Source organism: Pseudomonas sp. NFX224, from assembly GCF_048565165.1.
Taxonomy (GTDB): Bacteria; Pseudomonadota; Gammaproteobacteria; order Pseudomonadales; family Pseudomonadaceae; genus Aquipseudomonas.
The window spans coordinates 3,864,506-3,879,040 of sequence record NZ_CP183416.1 but is presented as its reverse complement, the minus strand read 5'-3'; the positions used below and the strand labels follow the sequence as shown (position 1 = coordinate 3,879,040).

At 57.5% G+C, this 14,535-nt stretch carries 14 protein-coding genes; 5 read left to right on the top strand and 9 right to left on the bottom strand.

Annotated elements, in window-relative coordinates; genetic code table 11:
• Positions 1-37: 37 nt before the first annotated feature.
• From ACNYC6_RS17610 to ACNYC6_RS17595, 4 genes are all read right to left on the bottom strand, one after another.
• Positions 38-196, bottom strand: coding sequence for a hypothetical protein (locus ACNYC6_RS17610; protein WP_419708481.1), 159 nt, complete (start codon positions 194-196; stop codon positions 38-40).
• A 319-nt stretch (positions 197-515) separates the two neighbouring features.
• A complete protein-coding gene (gene yjiA, locus ACNYC6_RS17605; protein WP_419708480.1) occupies positions 516-1,487 on the bottom strand; it encodes a GTPase in 972 nt (323 codons plus the stop codon).
• A gap of 162 nt (positions 1,488-1,649) precedes the next feature.
• On the bottom strand, positions 1,650-1,847 hold the full coding sequence (locus ACNYC6_RS17600; RefSeq protein ID WP_007895266.1) for a YbdD/YjiX family protein: 198 nt from the start codon (positions 1,845-1,847) through the stop codon (positions 1,650-1,652).
• Positions 1,848-1,862: 15 nt separating this feature from the next.
• Positions 1,863-3,929 (bottom strand): carbon starvation CstA family protein, encoded by a 2,067-nt coding sequence (locus tag ACNYC6_RS17595; protein ID WP_419708479.1) that lies wholly within the window; start codon positions 3,927-3,929, stop codon positions 1,863-1,865.
• Between the two features lie 159 nt (positions 3,930-4,088).
• Here ACNYC6_RS17595 and ACNYC6_RS17590 point away from each other — a divergent pair, with 159 nt between their 5' ends.
• A complete protein-coding gene (locus ACNYC6_RS17590; RefSeq protein ID WP_419708478.1) occupies positions 4,089-4,457 on the top strand; it encodes a PilZ domain-containing protein in 369 nt (122 codons plus the stop codon).
• Between the two features lie 68 nt (positions 4,458-4,525).
• On the opposite strand, the gene radA is transcribed toward ACNYC6_RS17590, so the two are convergent.
• Positions 4,526-5,893 carry a DNA repair protein RadA gene (gene radA, locus ACNYC6_RS17585; protein WP_338583190.1) on the bottom strand — a complete coding sequence of 456 codons (1,368 nt, stop codon included), beginning with the start codon at positions 5,891-5,893 and terminating at the stop codon, positions 4,526-4,528.
• A 673-nt stretch (positions 5,894-6,566) separates the two neighbouring features.
• On the opposite strand from radA, the gene mscL reads away from it, so the two are divergent.
• Positions 6,567-6,980 (top strand): large-conductance mechanosensitive channel protein MscL, encoded by a 414-nt coding sequence (gene mscL, locus ACNYC6_RS17580; protein WP_338583191.1) that lies wholly within the window; start codon positions 6,567-6,569, stop codon positions 6,978-6,980.
• A 46-nt stretch (positions 6,981-7,026) separates the two neighbouring features.
• Here mscL and ACNYC6_RS17575 read toward each other — a convergent pair whose 3' ends face one another.
• The gene (locus ACNYC6_RS17575) at positions 7,027-7,803 is read right to left on the bottom strand and encodes a ferredoxin--NADP reductase (RefSeq protein ID WP_419708477.1); all 777 of its coding nucleotides are present in this window, start codon (positions 7,801-7,803) and stop codon (positions 7,027-7,029) included.
• A 346-nt stretch (positions 7,804-8,149) separates the two neighbouring features.
• On the opposite strand from ACNYC6_RS17575, the gene ACNYC6_RS17570 reads away from it, so the two are divergent.
• Positions 8,150-8,881, top strand: coding sequence for a helix-turn-helix transcriptional regulator (locus ACNYC6_RS17570; RefSeq protein ID WP_419708476.1), 732 nt, complete (start codon positions 8,150-8,152; stop codon positions 8,879-8,881).
• Positions 8,882-9,044: 163 nt separating this feature from the next.
• Entirely contained in the window at positions 9,045-10,169 is a 1,125-nt protein-coding gene (locus tag ACNYC6_RS17565) for a methyltransferase (RefSeq protein WP_419708475.1), read from the top strand.
• A 72-nt stretch (positions 10,170-10,241) separates the two neighbouring features.
• Here the strand turns inward: ACNYC6_RS17565 and ACNYC6_RS17560 are convergent, their stop codons facing one another.
• Genes ACNYC6_RS17560 through ACNYC6_RS17550 form a run of 3 tightly spaced genes read right to left on the bottom strand, consistent with a single transcriptional unit; the run spans position 10,242 to position 12,915 of the window.
• A complete protein-coding gene (locus ACNYC6_RS17560; protein ID WP_419708474.1) occupies positions 10,242-10,409 on the bottom strand; it encodes a DUF2474 domain-containing protein in 168 nt (55 codons plus the stop codon).
• 58 nt (positions 10,410-10,467) lie between these two features.
• On the bottom strand, positions 10,468-11,475 hold the full coding sequence (gene cydB / locus ACNYC6_RS17555) for a cytochrome d ubiquinol oxidase subunit II (protein ID WP_110751000.1): 1,008 nt from the start codon (positions 11,473-11,475) through the stop codon (positions 10,468-10,470).
• Positions 11,476-11,478: 3 nt separating this feature from the next.
• Positions 11,479-12,915, bottom strand: coding sequence for a cytochrome ubiquinol oxidase subunit I (locus tag ACNYC6_RS17550; RefSeq protein ID WP_419708473.1), 1,437 nt, complete (start codon positions 12,913-12,915; stop codon positions 11,479-11,481).
• Between the two features lie 380 nt (positions 12,916-13,295).
• Here ACNYC6_RS17550 and ACNYC6_RS17545 point away from each other — a divergent pair, with 380 nt between their 5' ends.
• Positions 13,296-14,534: an MFS transporter gene (locus tag ACNYC6_RS17545; protein ID WP_419708472.1), complete on the top strand. Its 1,239-nt coding sequence runs from the start codon at positions 13,296-13,298 to the stop codon at positions 14,532-14,534.
• The last annotated feature ends 1 nt before the right edge of the window (position 14,535 follow it).

Sequence of the window (14,535 nt, the reverse complement as noted above, 5' to 3'; positions counted from 1 at the left end):
ATGGCGAGTCAATGACTCGCCACAAATTACTGACAACTTAGCAAGGTGAACCGACTCTCGTGCAACCAAGACTATCGCAACTGATTGTGCTGGAAGACATGACCTCAACGCCAGCAACTTTGACAATAGCTTCATTCACATAGGCTGCAAACTCGCTATCAAAGTCCCCACACATTGCCAAAATTTTATCTTTCATATCAATCTCCAGCCTTCAATTAATAAGTGCCAAGTTCAGCACCAATCAACGTTAACACCAGACAGAAAAACAACCTCCAAAAATTCCAGACTTAATATTACCAAATAATTTAATAGTGCCTGACAAACACCCACAAACCACCGACACCGGAGACAAAAAAAGTCGCAATTTATAACACGCGGTAAAACTTAACCCTATATGACAGCCGAAAACCACCGAGAGCACGCTCGGCGGCTAATGTTCAAATATTTCCGACTAACTCAAGACGCTCACAACTTTGAACTTTGGTGAGCTGTCCTCTTCTTAAAATCTAACACTTTCAATCTACCGCGACCTTGGAAAAACCCTCACGAATCTTCTCTTCCGGCAAATCATCGGCAATGAACACGATCACGCTCTCGCGTGCTTCACCCTCTTCCCACTCCGTATCCCAATCGAAACCGTAAAGCTTCAGCACGCCCTGAAACACCATGCGCCGCGGTTCGCCGTGGATGTTCAGTACACCTTTGTAGCGCAGCAGTTGCTTGCCATGCTCCTCCAGCAGTTCGTTCATGAACTCGCTGAGCTTGTCGATATCCAGCGGCTTGTCAGTGCGCAGCACCAGGCTGGAAATGCGATCAATCGACGGGGCCTGGCTCACCGGGCGCAAACTGACGCCGCCGCCGAGGTCCGCATTGAGATTGAAACCACGGACGTCGAGCAGCTCGGCCAGATCAATCTGGCCGTGGTCGACCACGCGGATCGGTGCGCGCCGATTGATCCGAGTCAGGCGCTCGCTCAACGCCGTGAATGTCGGCTCGTCCACCAGATCGCGCTTGCTCACCAGCAAGCGGTCGGCGAAACCGATCTGCGCCTGGGCAATGGTTTGGGTCAGGTGAGTCTCGGCGTGCGCCGCGTCGACCAGCGTGATGATGCCGTCGAGGATATAGCGCTCACGCAACTCTTCGTCGATGAAGAAGGTTTGCGCGACCGGCGCCGGATCGGCCAGGCCAGTGCATTCAATCACCAGACGGTCGAAGGTGATGTCGCCACTGTCCAGGCGTTCGAGCAGCAGGTACAGGGCTTTGGTCAGGTCGGTGTGAATGGTGCAGCAGACGCAGCCGTTGGACAGCGTCATCACTTGAACCGGCTCGTCACCTAGCAGCTGGGTGTCGATGCCGGCGTCGCTGAATTCGTTCTCGATCACGGCGATTTTCAGGCCGTGCTCGGCTTTGAGCAGGTGGCGCAGCAGAGTGGTTTTGCCGGCGCCGAGGAAGCCACTGAGGATGGTGACGGGGATGGGAGAGGACAAAATTTATCTCCTGTTACACACAACTGAAAAAACAACACAAAAAAATGTGGGAGCGAGCTTGCTCGCGAAAGCGGCTCAACATTCAACATCACTGTTGACTGATAGTCCGCCATCGCGAGCAGGCTCGCTCCCACAGGTTTTGCTGTTAACCCGCAATCCGGATCAACAGCACTTCGGCCCACCCTTGCCACCGTAACGGGCTTCCTGACGTTCGCGGAAGAACATCTCGTAGCTCATCACCGGTTTGTCCGGGTGTTTGGTTTGCATATGCTCGACGTAGTTGTCGTAGTCGGGCATGCCGACCATCAGGCGCGCGGCCTGACCGAGGTATTTACCGAGGCGACTCAGGTCATTGAACATGCTGCAATCCTCAAGTTACGCATCCGGCAACGCCTGGAATGGCGATTCTTTATCCGTACGTTCTTTTTTACCCCAGGAGGCAATGCCGACCTTGAGTGCATAGAACAGGATGCTGAACACCACGAACAGGAACAGCGCGGTCAGCGTTGCGTTGGTGTAGGCGTTGAAGATCACGTGCTGCATCTGCGTGACGTCCTTGGCCGGGGCGAGGATCTGGCCGTTGGCCAGGGCATCGCTGTATTTCTTGGCCAGCGACAGGAAGCCGATCGCCGGGTTGGCGTCGAACAGCTTGATGAAGCCGGCAGTGGTTGTGCAGATCAACAGCCACACGGCAGGCAACAAAGTCACCCAGATGTAGCGTTGACGTTTCATTTTGATCAGCACGACAGTGCCGAGCATCAACGCAATACCGGCCAGCATCTGGTTGGAGATACCGAACAGCGGCCACAAGGTGTTGATGCCACCCAGCGGATCGATCACGCCCTGATACAGCAACCAGCCCCACATCGCCACACAACCGGCGGTGGCGATCAGGTTGGCGGTCCAGGATTCGGTGCGTTTCAGCGCCGGCACGAAGGAGCCCAACAGGTCCTGCAGCATGAAGCGACCAGCACGGGTACCGGCGTCCACAGCAGTCAGAATGAACAGTGCTTCGAAGAGGATCGCAAAGTGGTACCAGAACGCCATGGTGTTTTCACCCGGCAGCACACTGTGCAGGATCTGCGCGATACCGACCGCCAAGGTCGGCGCACCACCGGCACGGGCGAGGATGGTGGTTTCACCGATGTCATGGGCAACCGCTTGCAGCGCTTCCGGGGTAATCGCAAAGCCCCAGTTGCTGACCGCCGTTGCCACCGCCACCACGTCACCGCCGACTACCGCTGCCGGGCTGTTCATGGCGAAGTACACGCCAGGCTCGATCACCGAAGCGGCAACCATGGCCATGATCGCCACGAAGGACTCCATGAGCATGCCGCCGTAGCCGATGTAACGGGCGTTGACCTCGTTATCCAGCAGCTTCGGCGTGGTGCCGGAGGAAATCAGCGCGTGGAAACCCGACACCGCACCACAGGCAATGGTGATGAACAGGAACGGGAACAGACCGCCCTTCCACACCGGACCAGTGCCGTCGACGAATTGGGTCAGCGCCGGCATTTTCAGCTCAGGCATGGTCACCAGGATGCCGATGGCCAAGGCGACAATAGTGCCGATTTTCAGGAAGGTCGACAGGTAGTCACGCGGCGCCAGTATCAGCCACACCGGCAACACTGCCGCCACAAAACCGTAACCGATCAGCATCCAGGTAATCTGGATACCGGTGAAGCTGAAGGCCTTGGCCCAGACCGGGTCAGCGGCAATCTGCCCACCGAGCCAGATTGAACCGAGCAACAACAACACGCCGATCACCGAGATCTCACCAATGCGACCCGGGCGGATGTAGCGCATGTAGATGCCCATGAACATCGCGATCGGGATGGTCGCCATCACCGTGAAAATACCCCACGGGCTCTCGGCCAAGGCTTTGACTACGATCAGCGCCAGCACCGCGAGGATGATGATCATGATCAGGAAGCAACCGAACAGCGCGATGGTGCCGGGAATGCGGCCCATTTCTTCGCGAACCATGTCGCCCAGGGAACGACCGTTGCGGCGGGTGGACATGAACAGGACCATGAAGTCCTGAACGGCACCCGCCAGCACCACGCCAGCGATCAGCCAGAGCGTACCGGGCAGATACCCCATCTGCGCCGCCAATACCGGACCGACCAGTGGCCCCGCGCCGGCGATGGCCGCGAAGTGGTGACCGAAGAGGATGTGTTTGTTGGTCGGCACATAGTCCAGACCATCGTTGTTGAGTACGGCGGGGGTGGCCCGTCGCGGGTCAAGCTGCATCACATTGTTAGCGATGAACAGACTGTAGTAACGGTACGCAACCAGATAAATGGCCACGGCAGCGACCACAATCCACAAGGCATTGATTGCCTCACCTCGGCGCAGTGCCACTACACCCAGGGCGCACGCCCCTACGATTGCCAGCACCAGCCAGGGTAGATGGCGTAGCGGGCTATTATTATTTTTCATTTTAATATTCCAGCCAGAGTGGACAAGAAAGACAGCCACACCGAGTTTAGCTCTCCTGACGGTAAAGGCCATACCCCAACGTTGGTCTAGAGCCCTGTCCTGGCTGGCAGGTTCCGACAACGCGGGTCTATAGTCAGCGAACACCCAGAGGATTGCGCCATGAGCGAGCACCCCGCCAATCGCCGTCGCTTCAAACGTATTGCGTTCGATGCCCGAACCGAGCTGAGCCAGGGGCAGTTCATCTGGCCGGTGAAGCTGATCGACCTGTCGCTCAAAGGGCTATTGATCGAGCGCCCCGAGCCGTGGCTGGGTGATGGCAAGCAGGATTTTTTCGTCGACATTCATCTGAGTGAAGACGTCGATATCGAGATGGATGTGCAACTGGCCCATGAAGAAAACGGCCAGTTAGGGTTTGTCTGCCGCCATATCAGCCTGGAGTCGATTCAGCGTCTGCGGCGACTGATCGAGCTGAACCTGGGTGATCCGCAAGCGCTGGAGCGGGAGTTGGGGGCATTGATCGAGGTTTAATGCCCCACTATCAAACCCATGCAGGAGCGAGCAGGCACGCTCCTACAGGTTTTGTGTTGACCTCGAGACTATTCGAACAAAGCGTCGAGCGCCTGTTCCAGACGTGTCACGGCAATGATCTGCAATCCCGGCGGCGATTCCTTCGGCGCATTGCCCTTCGGCACGATGGCTCGTTTGAAACCGTGCTTGGCCGCTTCCTTGAGGCGCTCCTGACCGCTGGGCACCGGGCGTACTTCACCGGACAGGCCCACCTCACCGAACACCAGCAAATCATGGGGCAACGGCCGGTTGCGCAAACTGGACATTACTGCCGCCATCAACGCCAGGTCGGAAGCCGTTTCAAGTACCTTCACGCCGCCGACCACATTGAGGAACACGTCCTGATCGTGGGTCGGAATGCCGCCATGACGGTGCAGCACCGCCAGCAACATCGCCAACCGGTTCTGATCCAGCCCCAGGGTTACGCGCCGAGGGTTGGCCAAATGGCTGTCATCCACCAGCGCCTGGACTTCCACCAACATCGGCCGGGTGCCTTCCCACGTTGCCATGACCACGCTGCCCGGGACTTCTTCCTGCGCACGGGTCAGAAAGATCGCCGAGGGGTTGGAGACTTCTTTCAGGCCCTTGTCGGTCATGCCGAATACGCCCAGCTCGTTGACTGCACCGAAACGGTTCTTCACCGCGCGCAGCAACCGCAGACGGCCGTCGGACTCACCTTCGAAATACAGAACCGTATCAACCATGTGCTCCAGCACGCGTGGACCGGCCAGCGCGCCTTCCTTGGTGACGTGACCGACCAGGAAAATCGCCGTGCCGCTCTGCTTGGCATAACGCACCAGCAACGCCGCGCTTTCACGCACCTGAGACACGCCGCCCGGCGCCGATTGCAGCTGCTCGGTGAAAATCGTCTGGATCGAATCGATCACCATGACCTTGGGCTTTTCCTGGCGGGCCGTGGCGATGATGGTTTCGATGCAGGTTTCGGTCATGACCCGCAACTGGTCCTGCGGCAAGCCCAAACGGCGGGCACGCATGGCCACTTGTTGCTGGGACTCTTCCCCGGTGACGTACAACGCCGGCATGCTTTTGGCGAGGTTGCACAAGGTTTGCAACAGAATGGTCGATTTGCCGATGCCGGGATCACCGCCGATCAGCACTACCGAACCGTCGACAAGGCCACCGCCCAGTACCCGGTCCAGCTCGCTGGAGGCCGTGGAGAAACGAGGAATCTCTTCGACGCTGACTTCGGCCAGGGTTTTGATCTGCGCCTGCTGACCGGTCCAACCAGTACGCCCGCTAGGCGCCGCCGCCCCGCCGCTTTCCACCATGGTCTCAGTCAGCGTGTTCCAAGCGCCGCATTCGCCGCACTGGCCGGCCCACTTCGGGAAGGTTGAGCCGCACTCGGTGCAGCCGTACATGCGCTTGGCCTTGGCCATCTGAACTCCCGGCAAAAATCGCGATGATAGCTCAGGTGAGCCGGTTCAGTACGTCACGGTTGTCCAGTGGCGTGCCGAAACTTATGTCGACACCACAACACAAGGTGCGCCTGAAGCAACTAACGCTTTAACGCGAACAAATAGCCTTAGGGCACTTCATAATTCATCGCGAGCCCATGTTTCAAATTATTGCACTACACTCGTAATATAAAGAAAACTAAATTTTGTCAAAGATTTTTCTGTACTCCGCACTTATCAAACCCAATAAACCCGAAAGAAAATCTGTACAAAAACTGAAAGCATAAAAATACGCCGTACAAGTATTCACGGCCATAGAAATGCCATCAGACTATTTACCCGAGCACTCAACTAGTCATACAACAAAAGACGCGACTGGAATTTTCAAACCGAAACTGAATCCGCAATGTTGGACACTAGCAAAACCGCGAGCGCCCATTCAGGCGAGTACCAGAGACGTATCGATTCGGCTCAAGGCCATCGAAACGGCCGTACCAGAGCGGTTGCACCGCCTGAAAGAGAGGAAGGCATCTAAACTTTTCAGCGCTGGTCCGGTCGATTGCAGGCAAGCAACGTAAGCAGTTGTTTCGGGCAGGATGCACCTTGCTGATTTACACTGCGTTCACCAACCTCATCTGTAACAAGGAAATAACCTATGGGCGTGTTAAACGAGTTCAAGGCCTTCGCGGTCAAAGGCAATGTGATCGACATGGCCGTCGGTATCATCATCGGCGCCGCTTTCGGCAAGATCGTTTCGTCGTTTGTCGGCGATCTGATCATGCCCCCTATCGGGCTGCTGATCGGCGGGGTGGACTTCAGTGACCTGGCCATTACGCTCAAGGCCGCCCAGGGCGACGTTCCGGCGGTGGTCCTGGCGTACGGTAAATTTATCCAGACCCTGATCGACTTTGTCATCGTTGCCTTCGCGATCTTCATGGGCGTCAAAGCCATCAACCGCCTGAAGCGCGAAGAAGCCGTGGCCCCTACCCTGCCGCCAGTTCCGACCAAGGAAGAAGAGTTGCTTGGTGAGATTCGCGACTTGCTCAAGGCCCAGAACAATCGGCCTTGAATGTATAAGCGGTAGAAGAACGGCGCCTGCAGGGCGCCGTTTTTGTTTACCAGAAATTCTCCACGGCCACCTGCCCGGGTCGCCGGCTGAGGCTCAAGTGCATGTCGCGCTGTTTAAGCAACTTGCGCGTGTCATCGATCATCTGTGGGTTTCCGCACAACATCACCCGCGAATGCTCAGGCGTCAGCGCCACTCCGGCTGCGCGCTCCAGTTCGCCGTTTTCGATGAGCGTGGTAATCCGCCCGTTAAGGGCGCCGGGATGCTGCTCGCGAGTGACCGTGTTGATCAGTTGCAGCTTGTGCGCGTATTCCGCCAGGTATTCACGCTGCGCCAGCCCGGCAATCAGTTCCTGATACGCCAGTTCCCGGGATTCGCGCACGCTGTAGACCAGGATAATCCGCTCGAATTTCTCCCACACTTCGAAGTCTTGCAGGATCGACAGAAACGGCGCAATGCCGGTGCCCGTGGATAACAACCACAGATCGCGCCCGTCGACAAAACGGTCGAGCGTCAGATAACCAAAGGCCTGGCGGTCGACCAGCAGCGTGTCACCGACGCCCAGTCGGCTCAATTCGCTGGTGAACTCGCCTTCAGGAACCACAATGGAAAAGAACTCGAGAAACTCGTCAAAGGGTGACGACACCATGGAATAGGCGCGCCAAACCGTACTGCCATCAGCCTTTGTCACGCCCAGCCGGGCGAATTGACCTGCGCGGAAGCGGAACCCGGGATCTCTCGAAGCCCGCAGGGTGAACAGGTTCGGGGTCAACGGCTGGACATCGAGCAAAGTCTGGCGAGTAAATTTCTCTTCACTGGCACTCATGGGGCGCTCCATTCAACGGATGGCCCCAGTGTCTCGCAAAGCGAGCAGCAGAAACACCGGTGATTTGTAGTGTCATTAAGCAGGCGCTCGTATTCTCATTTGTAAATAACCCTCACCACCATTAACCGCCTGGTTAACTTTAAGGAGAAAATTACATTAATACCAACATACAACTTTAACTATTCCCTTATGGCAAAGTTATAGAACCATAGACCTGTTTAAAAACAGTTCAGCAAAGCAAAAAAATCTCAACGCAATGTAAGAATCATCCTACACTCCAATTCGCGCTGATCTGATTGGATCCAAACGCCCATACAATGCAATAAACTTACAACTGGAGCCGATGATGGAAAGGTGGAAGGAACTACAACTCATACAACTGTCCAGCACAACGGAAATTGAGAGCGCCTACCGGATCTCGCTGAGCTTTGCAAAAAACATCGGATTCAAATTTTTTGCATTCTCAACTAGTTGCCCAACAAAAAATGAGCATTTTCATACGGTACGCTTCAACAATTATCCCAAAGACTGGAATGCCGAATATGAACGAAAGAAGCTATGCGCAATAGATCCAGTAGTGGCGCATTGCAATCAATCCATGCTGCCTGTTCTATGGAGTGAAGAGCTCTTCAGCAACACACCCTGGATATGGGATGCCCTGGAGGAACAGGGCTTGCAGCATGGCTGGTCACAGGCCGTCCATGACGAGGACAGTGGTCTGTGCAGCATATTGAGTCTCGCCAGAACCCATTGCCCGATCAGTGCGTGGGAGCTGTATGAAAACCTCGGTTTTTCTGTATTTATTGGGCGCCACCTGCATAAATTGATTGCCCAGACGATGCCCAAGGCACCTGCAAATCCGTCTACACCACATTTAACGCCACGGGAAATCGATGTACTGAAACTGGCGGCGGATGGCAAGACTGCTTATGAAAGCGCCAGAATTCTCAATCTCAGCGCACGCACCATCAATTTCCATGTTCAGGAAGCCATTCGCAAACTCGGGGTCAACAACAAGATTTCCGCCGTCATTGCCGCCGTCAAGGCAGGCTATTTCACTAGCAATGCGATGCGTTGAAGCGAAAACCTGCGGGCAATCCGACACAAAAAAACGTACCATTCGCGGTCCCAACCTGAGTGATGACGTGTGAAATTCTCACGACGCAGTCCACTCGGTCGGTCCCGCCCGCCAAGAAGCCCCTGGGCGCGGGATACCCGTTGATTACCCAGAGCCCCGCCCCATGCCTTTGCTCGAAACGCCTTTCGCCAGCCTCGACCTGATCCGCCAGCCCGAACAGCAGAACGAACCGCTGCAAGCCTTCGATGCGGCGGACGAGTACCTGCTCAACCACCTGGCTGAACAGCAACCCTCGACCGGGACACGGGTTCTGGTGCTCAACGACAGTTTTGGTGCATTGGCCGCCAGTCTGGTCGGCAAGGTCAACGTGACCAGCAGCGGCGATTCGTTCCTCGCGTTTCAAGGCTTGGAAAAGAACCTTGCGCGTAATGGCCAGCCGTTTGATACGGTGCAGCCTGTGCCAGCCAGCGAAGCAGTCACCGGGCCATTCGACCGGGTGCTGATCCGAGTGCCGAAGACCCTGGCGCTGCTGGAAGAGCAACTGATCCGCCTGCAAGACCAGCTAGCACCCGGCGCTCAGGTGGTCGCAGGCGCGATGATCAAGTATTTACCCCGCGCGGCGGGTGATTTGCTGGAGCGTTACATCGGCCCGGTCCAGGCGTCGCTGGCGGTGAAGAAAGCCCGTTTGCTGATTGCCACGGTTGAAGCCAAAGCGCCGCTCACATCGCCCTACCCGACGCGCTATCGTCTCGACGAACCGGCCATCGAATTGCTCAACCACGCCAACGTGTTCTGCCGCGAAGGCCTGGACATCGGCACCCGGGCGTTTCTCCCGCACCTGCCGAAGAACCTTGGCACTGCGCGGGTTGCCGACCTCGGCTGTGGCAACGGCGTGCTGGCCATCGCCAGTGCCCTGCAAAACCCCGAGGCCCATTACACGCTGGTGGACGAGTCGTTCATGGCGGTGCAATCGGCCGCCGAGAATTGGCACGCCACGTTGGGTGAGCGCGATGTCATCGTGCGCGCCGGTGATGGCCTGGCCGGACAGGAACCCCAATCGCTGGACGTGGTGCTGTGCAATCCACCGTTTCACCAGCAACAGGTCGTCGGTGACTTCCTGGCCTGGCGGATGTTCCAGCAAGCCCGGGAAGCGCTGGTGGTGGGGGGTGCGCTGTACATCGTTGGCAACCGTCACTTGGGTTATCACAGCAAACTGGCGCGGTTGTTCCGTGGAGTCGAACAAGTGGCGGCCACACCGAAGTTCGTGATTCTCAAGGCTCGTAAGTAACGGTCAAAAAAACCCTCCATCAGGAGGGTCGTAAATCCGTGCCGTGAGGCAGCGAGATGGGATGATCGGTTCTCAGTGTGTGGTCAGACCGGCGGCGTTCATGAACATCCGCATCAGGCTGGCCACAATGAACAGTGCACCGACGCTGCCAATCCAGATCAGGGCCAACCAGCCGAGCCGCTGCCATAGCGGCTTTTTTTCGGCTTCTTCGATGTCGTGCAGGGAATGTTTGCCAGGCATGACTCAATTCTCCGTTAAAGGTTGATGGCGTCTGCAAAGACGCCATCGCGAGCAGGGCCTAGTGGTAACCGTCTTCATGGGTGACCTTGCCGCGGAACACGTAATAGCTCCAGAAGGTGTAGCCCAGGATGAACGGGATGATGAACAACGTGCCAACCAGCATGAAGCCCTGACTTTGCGGCGGTGCGGCGGCGTCCCAGATCGAGATCGACGGCGGCACGATGTTCGGCCACAGGCTGATTCCCAAGCCGCTGTAGCCGAGGAAGATCAGCACCAGCGTCAGCAGGAACGGCGTGTAGTGCGCATTGCGCGCCACCGCGCGGATCAGGCCGTACAGGGTGACCAGCACCAGAATCGGCACCGGCAGGAACCAGAACAGGTTCGGCAAGGTGAACCAGCGCGCGGCAATTTCGGCGTGGGCCAGCGGAGTCCAGATGCTGACAATGCCGATCACCGCCAACAACACGAACGCCAAGGGCCGCGCCAGGTCATGCATCTGTTCCTGCAACTTGCCTTCGGTTTTCATGATCAACCAGGTGCAACCGAGCAACGCATAAGCCACCACCAGCGCCGCACCACAGAACAGGGTGAACGGTGTCAGCCAGTCCAGTGAACCGCCAGCGAACTGCCGATTGACCACCGGCAAGCCATCAATGAATGCGCCCAACGCAACGCCCTGGAAGAACGTTGCAGCAATCGAACCACCGATGAATGCTTTGTCCCACAAGTGACGCTTGTCGTCCTTGGCCTTGAAGCGGAACTCAAACGCCACACCGCGAAAGATCAGCCCGATCAGCATAAAGATCAACGGCAGGTACAGCGCCGAGAGCACCACCGAATAGGCCAGTGGGAACGCCCCGAACAATGCCGCACCACCCAGTACCAGCCAGGTTTCGTTGCCGTCCCAGACCGGGGCGACGGTGTTCATCATCACATCGCGATCGGTTTTTCCGGGGATGAACGGGAAGAGAATGCCGATCCCCAGATCGAAACCATCCATGACCACGTACATCATGATGCCGAAGATGATGATCACGGCCCAGATCAGCGGAAGATCAATACCCATGATTCAAATCTCCTTCGTCACGGTGTGGTCGGCATCGGCGTGCTCGTCGTCGGCAGCAGACAACGGCCGGGCCGGCGTGCGTTTCTGGCCGGGGCCACCGTCGTTGGTTTCCTTGCCTTCGTCGATCTTCGGCCCTTTGCGCACCAGGCGCATCATGTAGCCCAGGCCGGCACCGAACAGTGCGAAATACACCACGACGAACAGGATCAGGGTGATGCTCATCTGCATGAAGCTGTGGTTGGAGGATGCATCCGCCGTGCGCATCAGGCCGTAGACCACCCATGGCTGACGACCGATTTCAGTAGTGAACCAACCCGCAAGAATCGCGATCAGGCCAGACGGCCCCATCCACAACGCCAGGTACAGGAACGGCCGCGAGGTATACAGCTTGTCGCGCTTGCGCAGCCACAGGCTCCACAAACCGGTGAAGATCATCAGGAACCCGAGACCGACCATGATCCGGAACGACCAGAACACGATGGTCGAATTCGGCCGGTCTTCAGGCGGGAACTCCTTGAGCGCCGGCACCTGTTTGTCCAACGAGTGAGTCAGGATCAGGCTGCCCAGATACGGGATCTCGACAGCGAATTTGGTCCTCTCTTCCTTCATGTCCGGCCAGCCGAACAGGATCAGCGGCGTCGCTTCGTCACCTTTGTTTTCCCAATGACCCTCAATCGCGGCGATTTTCGCTGGCTGATGCTCAAGTGTATTGAGGCCGTGGAAATCCCCGATGACGGCCTGGATCGGCGCCACGATCAACGCCATCCACATTGCCATCGAGAGCATAGTGCGGATCGCCGGGTTGTCTTTACCGCGCAGCAAATGCCAGGCCGCCGAGGAGCCGACGAAGAATGCCGTGGCAACAAACGCCGCCGTGGCCATGTGCATCAAGCGATAGGGGAACGAAGGGTTGAAGATCACGGCCAGCCAGTCGGTTGGAATCACCTGACCGTTGATGATTTCAAAGCCTTGCGGTGTTTGCATCCAGCTGTTGGACGCGAGGATCCAGAATGTCGAAATCAGCGTGCCGATGGCCACCATGACCGTGGCGAAGAAGTGCAGTCCGCGACCGACCTTGTTCCAGCCGAACAGCATGACGCCCAGGAACCCGGCTTCGAGGAAGAATGCCGTGAGCACTTCGTACGTCAGCAATGGGCCCGTGACCGCCCCGGCGAAGTCCGAGAATCGGCTCCAGTTCGTCCCGAACTGATAGGCCATGACCAGCCCGGAGACCACCCCCATGCCGAAGTTGACGGCAAAGATCTTCGACCAGAAATGGTAGAGGTCACGATAGGTGTCGTTATGGGTTTTAAGCCACAAGCCCTCGAGTACCGCCAGGTAACTCGCCAGGCCGATGGTGATGGCCGGAAACAGGATGTGAAACGAGATGGTGAACGCGAACTGAATTCGGGCGAGATCAAGTGCCTCTAAACCGAACATAAGTCTTCCTCTGTCAGGTAGTACGGCTGCGGGCTTAAAGCCTGCACCCACGGCCCCCACGGATATGGAGTGTGGCGAATCGCTGTTTGTTCTTTTTTTCTACGCATCACAACGCAGGGAGTCTGGCCTTGCGGCCGCCGGATCAATTCCCCTGTAAGGGTTTTGATCTGGATCAAGCAACGATGAAAGAGTAGTCCCATTTTTGGGGATGAACCGCGTGGTCTTTTGCCGCGTGACAAGTTGCCTCATACATGCCGCGCAGGCCTGCAGGGATACGAGTCCCGATCGGTACCTAGCTAACTAAATTTTCTTTCATGGCAACTTTCTGTTACAGGTTGGTGATAATCTCGCGCTTCCTTCTCCTCCAGATTTTCCCGCAGATGCCCAGCCAAGAGCCCTTGCTGTTACGCCACCACCGCCCTTTCCTTGCGTTCTGGCTGGCGCGGGTGTTTACCGCCAGCGGCTTTCAGATGCTCACCGTGGCCATTGGCTGGAACCTCTACCAACTGACCGGCAACGTGCTCGACCTGGGCCTGGTCGGGTTGGTGGAGTTCGCCCCGCGGGTACTGTTCATGCTGCACACCGGGCATGTCGCCGACCGCTACGACCGGCGCAAGGTCGCGGCTATCTGCCAGTCCCTGCAAGCACTGATTGCCCTGTCGCTGGCCATTGGCAGCGCCACCGATCATGTCACTCGCGAGATGATCTTCATCCTCGCCTTCCTGCTCGGTGCGGCCCGTTCCTTCGAGATGCCGACCACCCAGGCCTTGCTCCCAAGCATCGTGCCCAGCGGACTGTTTCCACGGGCCGTGGCCGCCGCGCAGTCGGCCCAGCAATCGGCAACCATCGTCGCCCCGGCCCTTGGCGGTTTGCTCTACGCCTTCGGCAGTGTCTGGGTCTACGGCCCCACGGTGATCCTGTACATCATCGCCTGCTCGCTGATGCTCAACCTGCCTGCGCGGCAAACACCGTTGAACAAAGGCAAGGCCACTCTCGACTCACTACTGGCGGGCATTCGTTTCATTCGCAGTCGGCCGGACATTCTCGGGGCGATCTCCCTGGATTTGTTCGCGGTGTTGCTGGGCGGTGCAACGGCGTTGCTGCCGGTGTTCGCCAAGGACATTCTGCTGACCGGCCCGTGGGGGCTGGGCCTGCTGCGCTCGGCGCCGGCCGTGGGGGCGCTGTTGATGTCGCTGTTCCTCGCGCGGTTTGCCGTGGAGCGCAATGTCGGGCGGGTGATGTTCACCGCCGTGGGTGTGTTCGGCGTAGCGACGATTGCCTTCGGCCTGTCGACCTCGTTCTGGTTCTCGCTGGCCGTGCTGGTGGTATTGGGTGCGGCCGACATGATCAGCATGGTGATCCGCGCCTCGTTCGTGCAACTGGAAACGCCGGACGAAATGCGTGGACGGGTCAGTGCGGTGAACGGCCTGTTCATCGGCGCTTCAAACCAGTTGGGCGAATTCGAATCCGGCCTGACCGCCCATTGGTTCGGCACCGTACCGGCGGTGGTCATGGGCGGCATCGGCACACTGGTGGTGACCGGGACCTGGATCAAACTGTTCCCGACCCTGGCCAATCGCGATCGCATGCATGTGCCGGCCGAAGAGGCCAAGGTCTGAT

Coding starts and splice junctions, on each gene's coding strand:
- radA (WP_338583190.1), bottom strand. CDS start 5,893: ATGGCCAAGGCCAAGCGCATGTACGGCTGCACCGAGTGCGGCTCAACC.
- ACNYC6_RS17550 (WP_419708473.1), bottom strand. CDS start 12,915: ATGTTCGGTTTAGAGGCACTTGATCTCGCCCGAATTCAGTTCGCGTTC.
- ACNYC6_RS17600 (WP_007895266.1), bottom strand. CDS start 1,847: ATGTTCAATGACCTGAGTCGCCTCGGTAAATACCTCGGTCAGGCCGCG.
- ACNYC6_RS17560 (WP_419708474.1), bottom strand. CDS start 10,409: ATGCCTGGCAAACATTCCCTGCACGACATCGAAGAAGCCGAAAAAAAG.
- ACNYC6_RS17610 (WP_419708481.1), bottom strand. CDS start 196: ATGAAAGATAAAATTTTGGCAATGTGTGGGGACTTTGATAGCGAGTTT.
- ACNYC6_RS17590 (WP_419708478.1), top strand. CDS start 4,089: ATGAGCGAGCACCCCGCCAATCGCCGTCGCTTCAAACGTATTGCGTTC.
- mscL (WP_338583191.1), top strand. CDS start 6,567: ATGGGCGTGTTAAACGAGTTCAAGGCCTTCGCGGTCAAAGGCAATGTG.
- ACNYC6_RS17570 (WP_419708476.1), top strand. CDS start 8,150: ATGGAAAGGTGGAAGGAACTACAACTCATACAACTGTCCAGCACAACG.
- ACNYC6_RS17595 (WP_419708479.1), bottom strand. CDS start 3,929: ATGAAAAATAATAATAGCCCGCTACGCCATCTACCCTGGCTGGTGCTG.
- ACNYC6_RS17565 (WP_419708475.1), top strand. CDS start 9,045: ATGCCTTTGCTCGAAACGCCTTTCGCCAGCCTCGACCTGATCCGCCAG.
- cydB (WP_110751000.1), bottom strand. CDS start 11,475: ATGGGTATTGATCTTCCGCTGATCTGGGCCGTGATCATCATCTTCGGC.
- ACNYC6_RS17545 (WP_419708472.1), top strand. CDS start 13,296: ATGCCCAGCCAAGAGCCCTTGCTGTTACGCCACCACCGCCCTTTCCTT.
- ACNYC6_RS17575 (WP_419708477.1), bottom strand. CDS start 7,803: ATGAGTGCCAGTGAAGAGAAATTTACTCGCCAGACTTTGCTCGATGTC.